General features: G+C 60.8%; 11 protein-coding genes and 1 pseudogene. 4 read left to right on the top strand and 8 right to left on the bottom strand.

Annotated elements, in window-relative coordinates; all coding sequences use genetic code 11:
- Nucleotides 1-36: 36 nt before the first annotated feature.
- The 6 genes from A4E19_13730 to A4E19_13705 form a co-directional block, all read right to left on the bottom strand.
- Nucleotides 37-2,274, bottom strand: coding sequence for a dTDP-4-dehydrorhamnose reductase (locus A4E19_13730; GenBank protein ID OQW37225.1), 2,238 nt, complete (start codon nucleotides 2,272-2,274; stop codon nucleotides 37-39).
- Nucleotides 2,210-3,370 (bottom strand): UDP-galactopyranose mutase, encoded by a 1,161-nt coding sequence (locus A4E19_13725; GenBank protein ID OQW37224.1) that lies wholly within the window; start codon nucleotides 3,368-3,370, stop codon nucleotides 2,210-2,212. Before A4E19_13725 ends, A4E19_13730 begins: the two co-directional genes overlap by 65 nt.
- On the bottom strand, nucleotides 3,371-4,519 hold the full coding sequence (locus tag A4E19_13720; GenBank protein ID OQW37223.1) for a glycosyl transferase: 1,149 nt from the start codon (nucleotides 4,517-4,519) through the stop codon (nucleotides 3,371-3,373).
- A gap of 237 nt (nucleotides 4,520-4,756) precedes the next feature.
- A complete protein-coding gene (locus A4E19_13715) occupies nucleotides 4,757-5,887 on the bottom strand; it encodes a hypothetical protein (GenBank protein OQW37346.1) in 1,131 nt (376 codons plus the stop codon).
- A gap of 19 nt (nucleotides 5,888-5,906) precedes the next feature.
- Nucleotides 5,907-7,016 (bottom strand): galactose-1-phosphate uridylyltransferase, encoded by a 1,110-nt coding sequence (locus A4E19_13710; protein OQW37222.1) that lies wholly within the window; start codon nucleotides 7,014-7,016, stop codon nucleotides 5,907-5,909.
- Nucleotides 7,013-8,839, bottom strand: coding sequence for a glycoside hydrolase (locus A4E19_13705; GenBank protein ID OQW37221.1), 1,827 nt, complete (start codon nucleotides 8,837-8,839; stop codon nucleotides 7,013-7,015). The genes A4E19_13710 and A4E19_13705 overlap by 4 nt, the downstream gene beginning before the upstream one ends.
- A 425-nt stretch (nucleotides 8,840-9,264) precedes the next feature.
- Between A4E19_13705 and A4E19_13700 the strand changes: the two genes are divergently transcribed.
- The 3 genes from A4E19_13700 (at nucleotide 9,265) to A4E19_13690 (ending at nucleotide 12,156) form a co-directional block, all read left to right on the top strand.
- Entirely contained in the window at nucleotides 9,265-9,927 is a 663-nt protein-coding gene (locus tag A4E19_13700; protein OQW37220.1) for a hypothetical protein, read from the top strand.
- A gap of 34 nt (nucleotides 9,928-9,961) precedes the next feature.
- A complete protein-coding gene (locus A4E19_13695) occupies nucleotides 9,962-10,261 on the top strand; it encodes a hypothetical protein (GenBank protein OQW37219.1) in 300 nt (99 codons plus the stop codon).
- A gap of 122 nt (nucleotides 10,262-10,383) precedes the next feature.
- Nucleotides 10,384-12,156, top strand: coding sequence for a hypothetical protein (locus A4E19_13690; protein OQW37345.1), 1,773 nt, complete (start codon nucleotides 10,384-10,386; stop codon nucleotides 12,154-12,156).
- Here A4E19_13690 and A4E19_13685 read toward each other — a convergent pair.
- Both A4E19_13685 and A4E19_13680 read right to left on the bottom strand, forming a co-directional pair.
- Nucleotides 12,144-12,497, bottom strand: coding sequence for a hypothetical protein (locus A4E19_13685; GenBank protein ID OQW37218.1), 354 nt, complete (start codon nucleotides 12,495-12,497; stop codon nucleotides 12,144-12,146). The genes A4E19_13690 and A4E19_13685 overlap by 13 nt on opposite strands.
- A gap of 244 nt (nucleotides 12,498-12,741) precedes the next feature.
- Nucleotides 12,742-13,017 (bottom strand): hypothetical protein, encoded by a 276-nt coding sequence (locus tag A4E19_13680; GenBank protein OQW37217.1) that lies wholly within the window; start codon nucleotides 13,015-13,017, stop codon nucleotides 12,742-12,744.
- A gap of 278 nt (nucleotides 13,018-13,295) precedes the next feature.
- Here A4E19_13680 and A4E19_13675 point away from each other — a divergent pair.
- Nucleotides 13,296-16,208: pseudogene (locus A4E19_13675) on the top strand (hypothetical protein).

Genomic DNA, 16,208 nt, shown 5'->3' with positions numbered 1-16,208 from the left:
CCGATAGGGACGCTCTCGAGAAATTCCGTCGATGCCTCAGCACGAGGTCCACGATGTCCAGGTCGTGTGCCGATCGCCCACATACCGTTCGAGCGACTCTTCCCAGCATGGCAGGAGCCAGCCTCGCTCGCTGCCCAAGGCACTGTACGACGGGCGCAGCGCCGACCACCCCAACGCCGACGGCTCGCAAGGTTCGATCAGCGACGGATCGAATGAAGCCATACCGGCCGCGGTTCGCGCGAAGTCATACCAGGACACCGCTCCGCGGTTGGAAATGTGCCAGATGCCTCGCTCATCATCGATCAATAGATCCAGGCTCGCCTGGACGAGATCGGGCACATACGTGGGAGATACCACTAAATCCGCCGTACGAACGTTGCGTCCTTGACCGAGGTCACGGAGGACATGGGCGACGAAGTTCGCCGAATCCCACGGTCCGAAGAAGGCGCTCGTGCGGACGATCAATGCGGACGGCAGGGTCCGCGATACCGCGCGCTCGGCCTCGGCTTTGCTCCGGCCGTAGACGTTCAGCGGAGCGATAGAATGGCTTTCGAGATAGGGGGACGTTCGAAGCCCATCGAAAACGAGATCAGTCGAAAACGTGAGGAGCTTGATCCCGTATCGGCTGCAGGTCTCGGCAAGATGTCGTGCGCCGCCGGCGTTGTCGCGGAGACATCGGACGGTGTCGCCTTCCGCCTGATCCACCCTGACGTACCCCGCGGCGTTGACGACGGCCCACGGGCGGATTTCGCCGAGCACCCGATCGACGGCGCGCGCGTCCGTGATATCGAGTTGCGCGCGTGCCAGAGCCCGAGCCGGAATGCCGCGCTGAGCACAGAGTCGTTCAAACGCATGGCCCAACGTTCCATTGGCGCCGATGATCACGATCGGATGATTCCTGCCGGCGGCCGGTGTGCCGTCGCCCGACGCGACCATGTCGGCCGGCTTGCTATCCTGAGCGTCCTCCGGTCCCACCGGAGGAAAGTGAAACCGGGAAGGCTGCCGCCACCAGCCGACCTCGCCCAAGAGCGGATGCTCGAAGTCACCACGCGATGAAAGATTTTGCATCATGCGGGCGAGCGCGGTCCGCCGCGGCGCCGGACCGCGCACATCGAAAATTCCCGGCTCATAGAATCCCGTCTCTTCCGTCACCAATTTATTCCAATCGTACGTGCCCAGCAGCGACCAGGCCGTCACGGCCTTCACGTCGGCTCCGCGAGATGCCGCGAGGCGCGCGCCGTCCCAGGCTTCCTTGAGCCAGCGCATTTGTTCTTCCCTGGTGCAGCCGAGATGAGCTTCGGTCAAGGCGACCGGGATGCGATAGCGATCCCAAAAGTAGGCCAGCAACTTCTCGAATCCGGTAATGCCGTCCCGCCACGCCCGCACGGCCGGGACATCCGCGTACGCATGACGCCCGTTCCCTCCATGGGACCAGGAGGGATAGCGCTCAAGGCGCTCGTCAAGCAAACGGTCGCTGGTCAGGTAATAATTGAGTCCGATCACGTCCGGCGGACAAGGATGAGCCGTGAACCATCCCAGCTCTTCGTCCGTGATTCCATGATGGGCGAGATAGCCCAACAAGGGATGATCCGGACTCATGCGCCCCGTGAGGAGATCGAAGCCGAGCACCCGGCGCGCGTTGTCGAACCGGGCTTGATACGTAAGCATCGGCGTGCTGTAGGTGTGGCCCGCGTCTTCGGTCTGTACGAGCTGCGCCGACCCGATCACCGAGCGAATCGCCTGCATGGAGAGCGCGGTCGCGCGACACTGGTTCAGTAAGGCCCGGAGAAAGGACCGGTCGTCCTGCCGGTGGGGATACCAATGTCCGTACAAGCCGCTGAAACGAGCCGTGGTCAGCGGTTCGTTCACCGGTGTGTAGGCCTCGACCCAGGGATATCGTCGGGCGGCGGCTTCGGCGAACGCCGCCAGCTTCGATGGAAAATCGGGGTCCAGCAAATTCGTGTCGGGAGGACCGCTGCCATGATGGATGAGGCCGACGATCGGACGGATACCGTATTCCGTGAGCCGATGAAGACATCGGTCCGACCATTCCCATGAGGCGCTCGATAGCCCGCGGGGAGCCGTGCGCTCCCACAGCACGGGAACGCGCATGGCGGCAACGCCCAGCGAGGCAAACCGATCGATGTCGTCCGGTCGACGCTCATGACCGTTGCGGACCAATTGATCGAAATAGCGATCGCCGACCCGGTTAACCGTGCACTCGACTCCCGCCCACAGCTGGATGGCCATTCTGTGACACCTCGATGAGATCATGGCGCGATGCGCCCGTCAGTTTGGTGCATAATGAAAGCGACTGGGCCACCACCTGATCCATGTTGTAGTACTTGTACGTGGCCAGACGACCCACGAAATGGACTCCCGACGTGGCCTGGGCCAACGCATCGTACCTGCGGTAGAGAGCCGTGTTCTCCGGCCTCGGGACGGGATAGTACGGATCGCCTTCCGCCTGCGGGTATTCGTAGACCAGGCTCGTCCAGTGATGATCTTGTCCGGTGATGTGTTTGAACTCCGTCACCCTCGTGTACGAGTAGTCGTTCGGATGGTTGATCACCGCGACCGGTTGCACCAGAGGCCGGTGCACGGTTTCGAAACGGAACTCCAGGGACCGGTAAGGCAGCGAACCGTATCGGTAGTCGAAAAACTCGTCGATCGGTCCCGTGAAAATCATTTTTTTATAGTTCACTTCACCGATAAGGTCCCGATAGTCGGTATTGAGCACGATGGTGATGTTGGGATGGACCAGCATCCGCTCGAACATTCTGGTGTACCCGTGGAGCGGCATCGCTTGGTAGGTGTCGGTAAAATAGCGATCGTCCCGGTTGGTGCGCACCGGGACGCGCGCGGTCACTTGGGCGTCCAGCTCGGACGGATCGAGCGCCCATTGCTTGCGCGTGTAGTTGCGAAAAAATTTTTCGTAGAGTTCGCGACCGACTTTGCCGACGATGACGTCTTCGGACGTGCGCGGCACGGCCACGGGCTCGGCCTTCGAGGCGAAGAATTGTTCGACTTCCGGACCGGTCAGCGTCATCCCATATAGCCGATTGATGGTATCCAGATTGATTGGAATGGGAACCAGCTGCCCATCCACCGAAGCCAGAACGCGGTGTTGATACGGCCGCCAGGCCGTGAAACGGGATAGGTAGTCGAAGACATCCTTGCTGTTGGTGTGAAAAATGTGCGGGCCGTACCGATGGATCAGAATTCCCTGCTCGTCGTAGGCGTCGTAGGCGTTCCCGCCGATGTGCGCTCGCTTATCGACGATCAAGACCCGCTTGCCGAATCCGGCGGCCAGGCGCTCCGCCGCGACGCTGCCTGCGAATCCCGCTCCCACGATCAGATAATCGTACATTTACGATCTCACCGCGGGCATGCCGGCCGATACTTCGCTGATCAATGAGTCCATTCTTTTCCAGGTCTCGTCCCACGATTGATTTCGAAGCAATGAATCCACCTTGATCAATCGGTCATGAGGATCGTCGAGGAGGCTGTCCTGCATCGCGCGGACGGTATCCTGCGGAGAGTCGGCGATGCGCGCGAAGCCGTGGTCGCCGTAGGTACGCACCACATCACGAATGGAAGTCGAGACGACCGGTTTGCCCGCCGCCAGATATTCGGGGGTTTTGGTCGGGCTGATGAAACGGGTCGCTTGATTGCGCGCGAAGGGCATCCATGCGACATCCCATCCGCCGACGTAAGCCGGCAACTCTTGATACTGTTTGGACCCGAGATAATGGATGTTCGCCGCCTGAGGGAGCGAGCCCGCGTCGATTTTCGCCGTCGGCCCGACGAAGACGAAATGCCAATGGCTTCGGAGCTTCGCCACGGCGGCGATGAGGTTCACATCCAATCGTTCGTCGATGACTCCGAAGTATCCGATGCGGGGATGGGGAATCGGCGCTTGATCTCCCGGGTCGATGACGCCTTCTCGAGCCCGGCGGAAATGCTCCACATCGACGCTGCTGGGAAAGCAATGCGCGTTCGCATGACCGGTCCGTTTCGCTTCATAGAGACTGAGTCCGCCGGTAAACAAGAGATCGCAGCGTTCGAGGAGTTCCCGTTCGAGCGCGAAGATTTCCGGGGGAGCGCCGGCAAAGCCGGCCAGCTGATCCATGCAATCGTAGATGGTGGCCAAGGGCGTCAGATCGCGTGAAAACGGCAGCGCCATGGGGGTGTAGTACCAGAGGAGGTAGCGCCGAACGGCTTGTTCTTCCAACAATGACTGGAGCAGCCGGCTTTGGATCGCCTCGATCTCTGCTCCGTTACTGTCACGGGGCAGACGTGGGACGGCAACGATGACGTCGGAATGCGGGGAAGTAAGTTCCATGAAAGGAGCGCTGGTCGCGTCGAACACCGGTTCTTCGACGAAGAAGACCCGGCGTTTTCCGGCGGCGCGCGTCAAGAGGTGTTGCGGACGCTGGAACACCCAATTCCAACGCAGGTGCGAAAGACACAGAATATCCGGACTCGTGGAGGATTCGATCGATTGGTTCAAGGACATGGACCCTCTTTCTGCGGTCATGCGATTCCCGCTATGTCCCGACATGAGCTGACATCGTGAATCGGTGGGCGATTCAAATCTGGAAGCGCAGAGTCGGCGACGTGCTGTCTGAGGTCACAACAAACTTTAGCTGTGCAAAAGGCGGACCCTAAAACGTACACGATTCCTTGTTGGTTACGAGGCGGCATCGCTAGGCTGGCTGCCATATCGTTCCGGGGAAGACAACTTGCGCCGAATTTATAGATGGCTGGTCTCGCGGTTGAACGGCAGCAAGATCGTCGCGTCTCGTTGTGTGCCCGCACGATAGCGTTGGGAGACCCACTGCGCGACATCCCTGCCGTTTCCGGCCGCCGCCGCGAAGACCACCGATCCTCCGAATCCTCCGCCCGTCAACCGGGCTCCATAGACCGCGGGGTGCGCACGGGCCAACTCGACCAAGAGATCGATGTCCGGAATGGACACGTCGAAATCATGCCGCAGCGAATCATGCGACGCCGACATGACCGTGCCGAACCCCTGTGCATTGCCTTGCCGCAGGAAATCCATGGCGGTCAAGACACGCTGGTTTTCCGTGATGACGTGCCTGGCTCGCCGGTCCAATGGGGACGGGAGTTCGCCGATCCTCGCCAGCACGCTTTGCAGGCCGTTGCGCTCCAAGTCGCGCAACCAACGCAGGCCGAGCAAACGGTTGATGGTCTCGCATTCCTGCCGACGCTCGCGGTACGAGCCGGTCGCATGGTGATGAGACAAGCCGGAGTGGAGCACCACCCATTCGATGGTCTGCGGTAAGGCGACGTACTCATGTTCCAGCGTCGCGGCGTCCAGAAAAAACGCCTCGTGCGGCCTGCCCAGCGAACAGACCATATGGTCCATGATTCCCACCGGCGCGCCGACAAACTCGGTTTCCGCCCGGTGGGCCACGGTGGCGAGGGCTTCGTCGGTGAACTCCAGCCCCAAGGCTTTGCGTAGTCCTCGTAACAGCGCGATCAACAGAGCGGCACTCGACGACAGGCCGGCTCCGAGGGGAACGGTCGATTCGATCCGAAGGTCAAACCCGCGTAATGCGCGATGGTCGGGACGCAGCGCCCATGTCACGGCCTGAACATAGTCGGTCCAGTCCTGTTTCCTGGTTTCGCCGCCGATACTATATGTTTCGAGGGTCGAGGGTTCCTCGACCGAAGCACTCCACATGCGGACCATTCCGTCTTCCCGCAAGCGCAGTTCGACGGTCGTATGGTGAGGTATCGGCATCGGCAGGACGAATCCGCCGTTGTAGTCCGTATGGTCTCCGATGAGGTTCACGCGCCCAGGAGCATCGGCCCTGTGTGTGGGCGCGGCGCCGAAGAGGGCGGGGAAGTTCCGGGTGATCGCTCGCGCGGTTGCAGAGTCAGTCAAGGTGCACCGCCACCTGTTGCAACTCCGCCGCCTTGGATTCCGGCAACGTGTCCGAGGTGAATACGCCCGCCCCCAGTTCGCTGCCGGCCAAATACTTGAGCCGTCCCGGCATGCGATAGGCGGGATAGCATTCGAGATGCAAATGCGCTTCCGGATGCAGAACTCCATCGGTGGGGGCCTGATGGAAAACCATGACATAGGGAAAGGCACGGCCCCACAATCCGTCGTATTTCAGGAGGAGGGTTTTGAGGGCGCGGGCCGCATCCCGTCGCTCGGCGGGAGAAAGGTCGGCCAGCGAGGGGGCGGGCCGTTTAGGCGCTACCCACGCTTCATACGCATAGCGGGCGAACGACGGGACAAAGGCGACGGCGTGCGCCCCGTCATAGAGCATCCGCCGTCCGTCCCGTTGTTCCGCTTCGAGATGTGCCGCGAGCAGTCCCCGCCCATGCGCATGGAAAAACTCCGCTTGCCGACGGAGTTCGCCGGCCGGAATCGGAGGCACGAAGGGGTAGGCGTAGATTTGCCCATGCGGGTGATGCAACGTGACGCCGACTTCGACGCCGCGGTTTTCAAAGGGCATGACGTACTGGATGTCCGGTCTTTCTCCGAGCTCTTTATAACGGTCGCCCAACGACGCCAGGACGATTTCAAGATGTTCGAGCGGCAACGTACCCAACGACGCCGTCGGATCCTGCGTATAGACGATGACCTCGCACACCCCCGTGCCTGGCCTCGTGTCCGTCAATGACTCCGGCGGCCGGCCTGCATCGCGCGACAACGTCGGAAAGCGATTCTCGAACACGGCGACGTCATACCGGCCCGAGGGAAGCTCCGTCGGTCGAGCCGTATCCACCGTCGGAGCGAGCGGATTGTGTTCGGGCGCGGGCAGGAAGGTGCGATGCTGGCGATAATCGGCATAGGCGACCCACTCTCCTCGAAAAGGATGCCAACGAAAATGACTCGAAGGCGCGGGCCGCTCACCCGGCGGATTCGGAGCCTCCTGCGCGACGATCGGCTCTCGTCCGTAGAGAATCAGCATGCGCCCATCCGGTTTGTGCAGTACCTCCTTGTAGAGCGGGACGGTTGGGGGGGGCGAAGTCATGTCGCCTGGGTCTCCTGGTCGGATTCCAGCATCGGATGATGCTCGGGTCCGCGGGTCGCTTCGGACATCCGCTCGATTGAAAATTTCGGTCGACGGTCGGCATGGAGCAGCCCGTTCGCTTCTTGATAAGTGTCCGCAAATTGGGTGTAACAAAATCCGGCAAGCAGTTGCAGCCCGTGCACCATGGCCAACAACTCGACGTATCGGCGTTCGAGTTCGTCGGCGTCCTGGCTTTTGACATAGCCCCATGTCCGTTCCCCTTTGATCGCGATGCCGCCGAATTCGGACAATACGATGGGATGTTCTGCTTGCAATGGTCCGGATTCTTGCCCCTGCAGCATGAGCAGGCGCCCGCCCGGCCGCTCGTGCAGGAACAGTCGTACGCGCATATCGGTCGTTTGGTAGCGCAGCGCCATGCGGGCGGGTTCCTTGTCATAGTCGTGAATGCCGATGATGTCGGTCGCCACGCTTTCCCACCCGTCGTTCCCGACCACTGGCCTGGTCGGATCGATCGTTTTCGTCAGGTGATAGAGCGCCTGTACATAGTGGCGTTCCGCCGCATTGTCCGGGAGGTTCGGCACGCCCCAGGATTCGTTGAACGGCACCCATCCGATGATGCAGGGGTGGTTGTAGTCTCGGTGCAGCACTTCCTCCCATTGATGCTTCAGCCGTTCCACCGATTTGGTCGTGAAGCGGTAGGCGCTCGGCATTTCTTCCCAGACGAGCAGGCCGAGGCGATCGGCCCAATAGAGATACCGGGGGTCTTCGATCTTCTGATGTTTACGCACGCCGTTGAACCCCATCTGCTTCGCCAATTCGACGTCGCGCCGCAGCGCCGCATCATCAGGAGGCGTCATGCCCGTCTCCGGCCAGTACCCTTGATCCAGCACGAACCGGAGTTGCACCGCTCGCCCGTTCAGAATGATGCGGTCCCCTTGAATGGAGATTTCCCGCAGCGCCGTGTAACTTTCGACCCGATCGAGGACGTCCCCGCGCGCGTTGAGCAGCTCCAGCGTGACGTCGATCAGCGTCGGAGAGCGGGGACTCCAGAGCAATTCATTCCGTGAGTCGTCGATGCCTGGATCGGACAACGCGATGCGTCGGTGCACCTCGCCGGCCGACACGCTGTAGCTGTCTTCGGCGAGCAGCTGCCCCTTCACCCTCAGGACGGCTTTCACCCGCATCCCCTCCATGTCACGCCCGGCGAGACCCACATTGAGGCCGATTTCCCAGCGGCTCAAATTGGGGGTATAGCGGATGCTCTGGATATGGCGATCCGGCACCTGTTCCAGCCAGACGGTCTGCCAGATTCCGCTCGTTCTCGGGTACCAGATGAGGTGGGGCTCCCGTTGCCAGTCTTGCTTTCCACGCGGCTGTTGGAGATCGTTCGGCAGATCCACGGCCCGAACGACCAGCTCATGCCGCTCTCGGTCCGCCAAGTGTTCCGTGACGTCGAACGAAAAGGGGGTGTACCCGCCTTCATGCGAGCCCAGACACTGGCCGTCGATCCACACGGTGGACCTGTAATCCACGGCTCCGAAGTGGAGCAGGCACCGTTCTTCACGGCGGAGTTTCGACAAGGAGATGGACCGCCGATACCAGCAAGACTTGAAGAAATCCTTCTCGCCGATGCCGCTGCGTTCCGTTTCGGGGGCGAAAGGGACGTGAATGACGTTCCGCCACGGCACTTCTTTCGGATGTTGCCACACGGCGAACGGATCCATGGTGAAGTCCCAAAGGCCGTTCAGATTGGTCCAGTTGGCTCGACGCAGTTGCGGGCGAGGATAGCCTTGACCAATGGTCTGTTCGTCAACCTCTTCCATACGTCGTCAACACTCCGGTTCACCGTACTCCGGATGCGACAACTCGTCGCCTGGGGGGGTGCCTAGGCCGATGGCGAATCGAGCATCAGGCGATGTCCATCGCCTCGTATGGACGACGGAGAGGCACGTGAACCGGAGAATCACTCCCGTTTCGACTTCGGTCGGAGACAAGCTGCGCTCGTGGAGACGTTTTGTGCACGACTGCTCCGGCATCGCTCGCACAAGTCGCCCTGTACGAGTGAGCCGATGATGAGCGATTCACCGCTATCTTGACGCGAAGTCTCGTCCGTTCTGATCGGGTAAAAGGGATCGCGACAGCTGGTACGCCCATTGCGATGAGGGTACCTGTGATACTCAGATAGGTCTCTCCATGGCCCAGGGTCATGTAGCGCTGAGGGGAGACATCAGGAGAGCCGAGGAGGCTCATGAAGTTTACAAGAGTGTTCATTGCTGGGGTCGCCGTCGTGGCAATTGCGCCCGTAATTCCGAGTTCGGCGGCAATGCGGAGTGCCGCCGAAGAATCGTTTCTGACGACCGTGGCTCAGGGACAGGAGAATGTGGTCATGCTGGGACAACTGGCCACCCGCAAAGCATCGAGCCGGAGCGTGAAGCAATTCGCCGCCAAGATGATCGAGGATCACCAGATAGCTCAACGGGAAGTTCGTCGACTGGGGTTAAAGGAAGGGATTCAACTGCCGGTGCAGGTGAGCGAGAAGCAGAAGCGGATACATCGAGAGTTGGCGATGCTGCGGAACCAGGACTTCGATCGCGAATATATGCGGCATATGTTGCGGGACCATGCGAAGGAAGTGACGGAGTTCGAGCAGCAGGCGCGGCAGCTCGCGGACACGGACATCAAACGATGGGCATCCGATGCCTTGCCGGTGCTCAAGCAACATCTTCAGAAGGCGCTTCACATCACCCCGGCCATGATCATCGAGGCCGCTCAACCGAGATTTGCCGAGCATTCGGATTCCGGGCCGCCGGCTTCGTTCGCATTCGTCGATCCCGGCGACACCGCCACGTGCGTGCAAATAATGGAACCCATCGCTCGCGTGAGAGGTGAACGAGAGTTCGGCCTCCGATAGGAACGGTCGCTTTCGACTGAGAGAGGTGACACAGATGGCCCGGCGGAACAAGAAGGACGGTCAGGCGAAGAAGGTGGGAATCACCCACTTTCCTGTCGACCAGGAACGAAGCAGGCAGGAAAGGGTCCGGTCCTCGGAAGGAGGACAGGGAAGGGATGCAGCCACGCCGGGAGTGGGCGGTCGAGGACATCGATCGTCGCGGAAAGCCGGCGCGGGGCCGCCGCCCGAATCGGATGGGCGATTCGAAGCCAAGGGGACCAAGGGAGGAAAGACCGGCGGATCAAGGGCGGGACTGGTGTCGGCCGGCCGCAAGAGGCCGAAAGGAAAACCGTGACCCGCCGATATTCCGTCGTGTTTCCGACCGAGGTTCAATGTTTTTGCGGCGGATACCCGGTTCCATGACGCGGCAAGAACAGGTGAAGTGGATCTGAGCGCTTGCGTTCGCCGTATGCCGATATCGAAGACTATGCCTTGATCGGCGATTGCCGAAGCGCCGCGCTCATCTCTTCATCCGGCTCGCTGGACTGGCTCTGTCTCCCTCAGTTCGACAGTCCTTCCGTGTTCAATCGTCTGCTCGACCATGCACGCGGCGGCTATTTCAGCATTACCCCTTCGTGCTCCTTCTCGGCTCATCGGGCCTATCGTGATTCGACCGCCGTGCTCATGACCGAATTCCGGACGGAAAGCGGCATGGTCCGGGTGACGGATTGCATGCCGGTGATGCCGGAAGAGGACAAGCGACGTCGTCTGACGCCGTGGCGCAGCGTGTTGCGATATATCGAAGGAGTGGAGGGTACCGTCCCCCTGCAGATCGGTTGCCGGCCACGGCCGAACGACGGGTGTGTGATTCCGATGTTCCGCAGCCGCGGCGAGGCGGGATATTGCGCCGATTTGGGAAATCGGCTGTTTCATCTTTCCACCGACATCCCGATGACCGTCGCGCCGGGCGGCTTACACGCCCGACTCGACATGGCCGCCGGGCGTCGGGCGGTCTTGTGGTTGTCTTATTCGGAAGACGCACCGGCCGTGTATCCCGTCATCGCGCAGGCGGAACAGACGATCGAAGAGTCCAGCCGCTATTGGGACCGATGGGCGGAAACCTGTTGCTACCGCGGACCGTATCGCCGGCAGGTCATTCGTAGCGCGGTCACTCTTAAACTATTGTCCTTCGCTCCCTCCGGCGCCATTGTCGCGGCGCCCACGACCTCGCTGCCGGAAGTCATCGGCGGGACCAGGAACTGGGACTATCGGTATTGTTGGTTGCGTGATGCCTCGTATACCGCGCGGGTCTTCTTCCGTTTGAGATACCTCGAGGAAGCGCGGGCCTTCGTGCAATGGATGACCCATGCCACCGCGCTCACCTATCCCGCGCTGCACGTCATGTATGACGTGTACGGAGAGAGCGGACTGACGCAGAAAACCCTGGCCCATTTGGCGGGATATCGTGGATCCGCTCCGGTAAGGACAGGGAATCAGGCCCATGCGCAGTTCCAATTGGACGTCTATGGGGAGGTGATGGGGGCGGTGTGGCATGCGGTCCAGGAGGGACTGGATCTGGATCGAGGCATGCGGCGACATGTCGTGCAGATGGCCGAATTGGTCTGCGAACAATGGGCCCGTCCCGATCATGGATTCTGGGAAATCCCGACCGAACCGCGGCAATATGTGCATTCCAAGGTGATGTGTTGGGTGGCGCTCGATCGTGCCGAGCGGGTGGTTCGCACCTTAGGCCTGCGGGCCGATACTGTGCGGTGGAAACGGGTGCGCGATTCCATCCGATGCCTCATCCTCGAAGGAGGCTATTCTTGGGAACGGAGAAGCTTCGTCCAGCGCTTCGACGAGCAGGCGCTCGATGCCACGGCGCTTCTCTTCCCGAATGAAGGGTTCATCGATCCGAACGATCTTCGTATGATCGGCACCATTCGCGCGATCCGGAAGGACCTGTGTCGCGATGACCTCGTGTATCGCTATCGCGGAACAGACGGATTGGATGGCACGGAAGGAGCCTTTTTGCCCTGCAGCTTCTGGCTCGTCGAAGCCCTGGCGGGGGCCGGGTATCGGACCGAGGCGCGCCGTCTCTTTGACCGGCTTGGGAGGCGCGCGAACGACGTCGGTCTGTACGCGGAAGAAATGGATGTCTCGTCGGGACACATGCTGGGAAATTTCCCGCAAGCGCTCACCCATCTCGCTCACATCGGCGCCGCCTTGAGTCTCGATCAAACCCGATAGAATCCACCCAGCACGGCGCCGTATGCGAGATGCGCCGGCACCGTCGCCAACGGCGTTTGATAGCCGTAATTCATGGCCAAGAATCCGGGCGGCTCCCAGCAGACGAGTCGGTTCAGGGTCCTGGAAGTCCGAGGCCATTCTGGGATGGGGCCCGGCAGCAGGGCAGCACGACGGTCAGGACGAAGGCGGCATGGGCGAATCCCAGAAGCCCGCCCGGCCACCACGTCGCAAAACCGAAGCTGTGAAACAAGGCGGCATAAAACAGGGCCATCCACCATCCGTTGAGACAATGGATGGCGAATCGCGATCACGCTTGCGCGATCGCGATTCGGCGTGATCATGGAACCGAGGAGGAAGGGGGACGTCCATCCATTCGTGTGAGATGAAAGGCCTGGCGATTCGAAGAATCACCGTCAACAAGCCGGTGCCACCACGCCCCATAAGAGAATCTCTTGAACGTGCATGCGGTACGTTCAGGACATGGCCGACCTACAGGAACCTCCGTCATCCGTCCGGCGATGTGAAAGATCCACCCATTGATAGCCGACTTCCCGCCGGCCGTCCGTGCAAGCCGACGCGGTCAGCTTAGTCCTTCATTTTTTCATTCAGCTCCTTGACCTTGCCTTTCCCTTTCTCCATGGCGCCTTTCGTGTTGCCTTTTGCCCGCTCTCCGGCCGCCTTCATATCGTTTCCTTTTGCTTCTTCCTTCAGAGCTTTGGCTTCCCCCTTCGCCTCTTCCATCTCGCCTTTGACCTGTCCTTTCGCCTTTTCCATTTCGCCCTTCATCTCACCGGCCACGCCTATCGTGGAAAAGCCTAAAAAAGACACTAAAGCAATTGCCAAACCCAGCAGAATCTTCATGGCAGCCTCCTTAATGACACAAATCATGGCTTCTTTATAAGCACGATATCTTTATGGGGGGGCTTCACGCACTAGGACTGTCCCCAGAGGAACACCAGGCTACTAGGAAGAACCCTAGTTTAGTTTCACGTTCATTTTACGATTGTGCCTCAAAAGGATTAGGGCGTAATATTCCGACTCCTCGTTCGTTCGTACACCGAATGATATCTGGTCCGACCGCCGGCTTCATCGCTGACGGTCCGAGGACGGAAACAGTGGGTCGCATACAGGAGCCGGACATGGATCATTTTTCTCGCCATACACTCGACGATTCGGCCGTCCCCTCGTTCACGGATTTCGGCGCCTGGGATTGGGACATCGTCGGTGGAGATGTGCAGTGGTTCGGCACCCACGAGCGGTTGATCGGCATGCAAACCAGAAGTTTGAGCGGCAAAGTCGAGGCGTTTTCCGATGTGCTCCATCCGGATGATCGGGAGCGGGTCTGGAAAAAAGTGCTCGGCATGATGGCGCGGCAGGAGACGCAGTACTCGGACCAATTTCGGTTTCTGTATTCGAACGGCTCGGTGCGATGGATGAGCGGCACCGGGCGTTTCTACTACGACGACGGCGGCCGACCGGTGCGCATGGCGGGCGTCGTCCACGATATGACCGAGCGCAAGCAGGCGCAGGACGCGCTGCGCGAAAGCGAAGAGCGATTCGCCAAAGCCTTCCGCGCAAGCCCGCACCCCGTCGGCATCACCGAAGTGGAGACCGGCCGTTGTCTGGAAGTGAACGACGCCTGTCTGCGGCTGTTCGGGTTCGATCGCGAAGAAGTGATCGGCAACACGACGCTGATGCTCGGCATTTGGCCGAAACACGAGGAGCGAGTCCGGCTCATCGACCGTCTGAAAGCGGGCGAGCCGGTGCGCAATCTGGAGCTGAGTTTCAAGACCAAGCTCGGCGACATCCGCCATATTCTGGTGTCTTCCGATTTGGTCGAGCTCAACGGCACGCTCTGCCTGATCACCGTCGGCAACGACATCACCGCACGCAAGCAAGCGGAACAAGCGTTGCGGGAGAGCGAAGCCCGGTTCCGCACGATGGCGGAGGCCGTGCCGAGCTTCTTGTTCGAGACCGACGCGGACGGGTGGAACACCTGGACGAGCGAGGGCTGGTGCCGGTTCACCGGACAAACACCGGAGCAAGTGGCCGGACACGGCTGGGCCGAGGCGCTGCATCCCGACGACCGAGCGGCGAATATCGATCGATGGTTGGAATGTATGAAGGGCGGCCTGCCCTTCGAGGCGCAGCAGCGGTTGCGCCGAACCGACGGCACCTATGCCTGGGTGATCGCGCGGGCGTTGCCGGTACGTGACCATCAGGGCGAAGTCCGTCGCTGGGTCGGCTCAGTGACCGATGTAGACGCCATCGTGCGGGCTGAAGAGGAAAAGGCGAGGTTGGCGGCCATTGTCGAGAGCACGAGCGACGCCATCATCGGGAAAAACCTCCAGGGCACCATCACGAGTTGGAACAGAAGCGCGGAAGCCGTGCTCGGCTATACGGCGGAGGAGGCCGTCGGCCGACCGGTCACCATGTTGTTTCCGCCCGATCTGGTGGAGGAAGAGCCGGCCATTCTCGACAGGCTCAAGCGGGGAGAGTCCATCACCCGCTATGAAACCGTGCGGCGGCGCAAGGACGGCCGCGATGTGGATGTGTCGCTGACCATCTCGCCGATTCGAGACCGACAGGGCCGTATCCTTGGGGCCTCCAAAATCTTGCGCGACATCACCGAGAGAAAGCGGACCGAGGAACGGTTGCGGGAAAATCATCGATTCATCAGCGAAATGACGTCGGTGCTTCCCGGTGTGCTGTATATCTTCGACCTTCAGGAACAGCGGAATGTCTATGTGAATCGACACACCGGAGCCGTGCTGGGCTATAGCCCGGAGGAAGTCCATGCGTTGGGGGCGGACTTCATCCCGACCGTTCTCCATCCCGACGACGCCATCCGATTGCTCCAGTACTTCGAAGCCTTCAAAGAATTAGGCGACGGGGTGACGACTCAGGTGGAATATCGCTTCCGACATCGCGACGGATCGTATCGCTGGTTTCTCAGCCGCGATGTCGTGTGGGAACGGAACGCGGAGGGGCAGGTCCGGCAAATACTGGGGATGGCGACGGATATCACCGAGCGCAAGCAGGCCGAAGACCGGCTCCGCGACAGCGAAGAACGACTGCGATTGGCCTTGGAGGGCGCGGACCTGGGTTCATGGGATGTCGACGTGCGGACGGGAGAGGCGGTCTGGAACCGGCGACATGCCCTGATGCAGGGCTACAAGCCGGAAAGCGGACCGGTGTCGATGGAACAGTGGCGACGGCTGGTGCATCCCGATGACCTCGGCCGTGTCACGGCCGCGATCGAATGGGCGAAGCGTGAGCGAGGGCTATTTGCGCAAGAACATCGCGTCTACCGGGCCGATACCGGTGAATTGCGGTGGCTCTCCCTCCACGGACGGTTCTCGTATGACGATGAAGGAGAACCCATTCGGTTCAGCGGCGTGTCGCTCGACATCACGGAGCGCAAATCGGAGGAACGCCGACAGGAGTTTCTCTTGAGATTAAGCGATGTCTTACGCCCGCTGTCCGATCCGTTGGAAATTCAGCGGGCGGCGATGCAGGTCGTCGGCGAGTTGTTGCAGGCGGACCGGGTGTTTTATGCCGACGTCTCGTCGGACGGCAAGACGTGCATCGTGCAGGATACGTACACGAGCGGGCGTTTGCCGAAGCTCATCGGCCGGTTCCCGACCGCGGAATGGAACGCCGCGGTGGATACATTACGGCGCGGCGAAGTGGTCGTCATCCCGGACATAACCGTCGCGACGGAGTTACGAGACGCGGAGCGTCCTGCGTTCGCCTGCCTCGATGTCCGGTCCGCCTTAGGCGTTCCGCTCGTCAAAGACGGCCGCTGGGTGTCCTATCTCGGCGTCCATCACACCGAACCGCGTCAGTGGAAAACGGAAGAAATCTCACTGTTGCATGAAACGGGGGAACGAACCTGGGCGGCGGTCGAACGCGCCCGTGCTGAAGTAGCCTTGCGCGACAGTGAAGCACGGTTTCGTAGCGTCTACGAACATGCGGGGACCGGTATAGCCATAGCCGACCTGGACGGCGGCTTCGTGCAATGTAATCCGGCCTTTTGTGCGATGCTGGGC

The sequence above is a fragment of the Nitrospira sp. SG-bin1 genome, from assembly GCA_002083365.1.
Taxonomy (GTDB): domain Bacteria; phylum Nitrospirota; class Nitrospiria; order Nitrospirales; family Nitrospiraceae; genus Nitrospira_D.
This window is presented reverse-complemented; position numbering and strand designations above follow the sequence as displayed.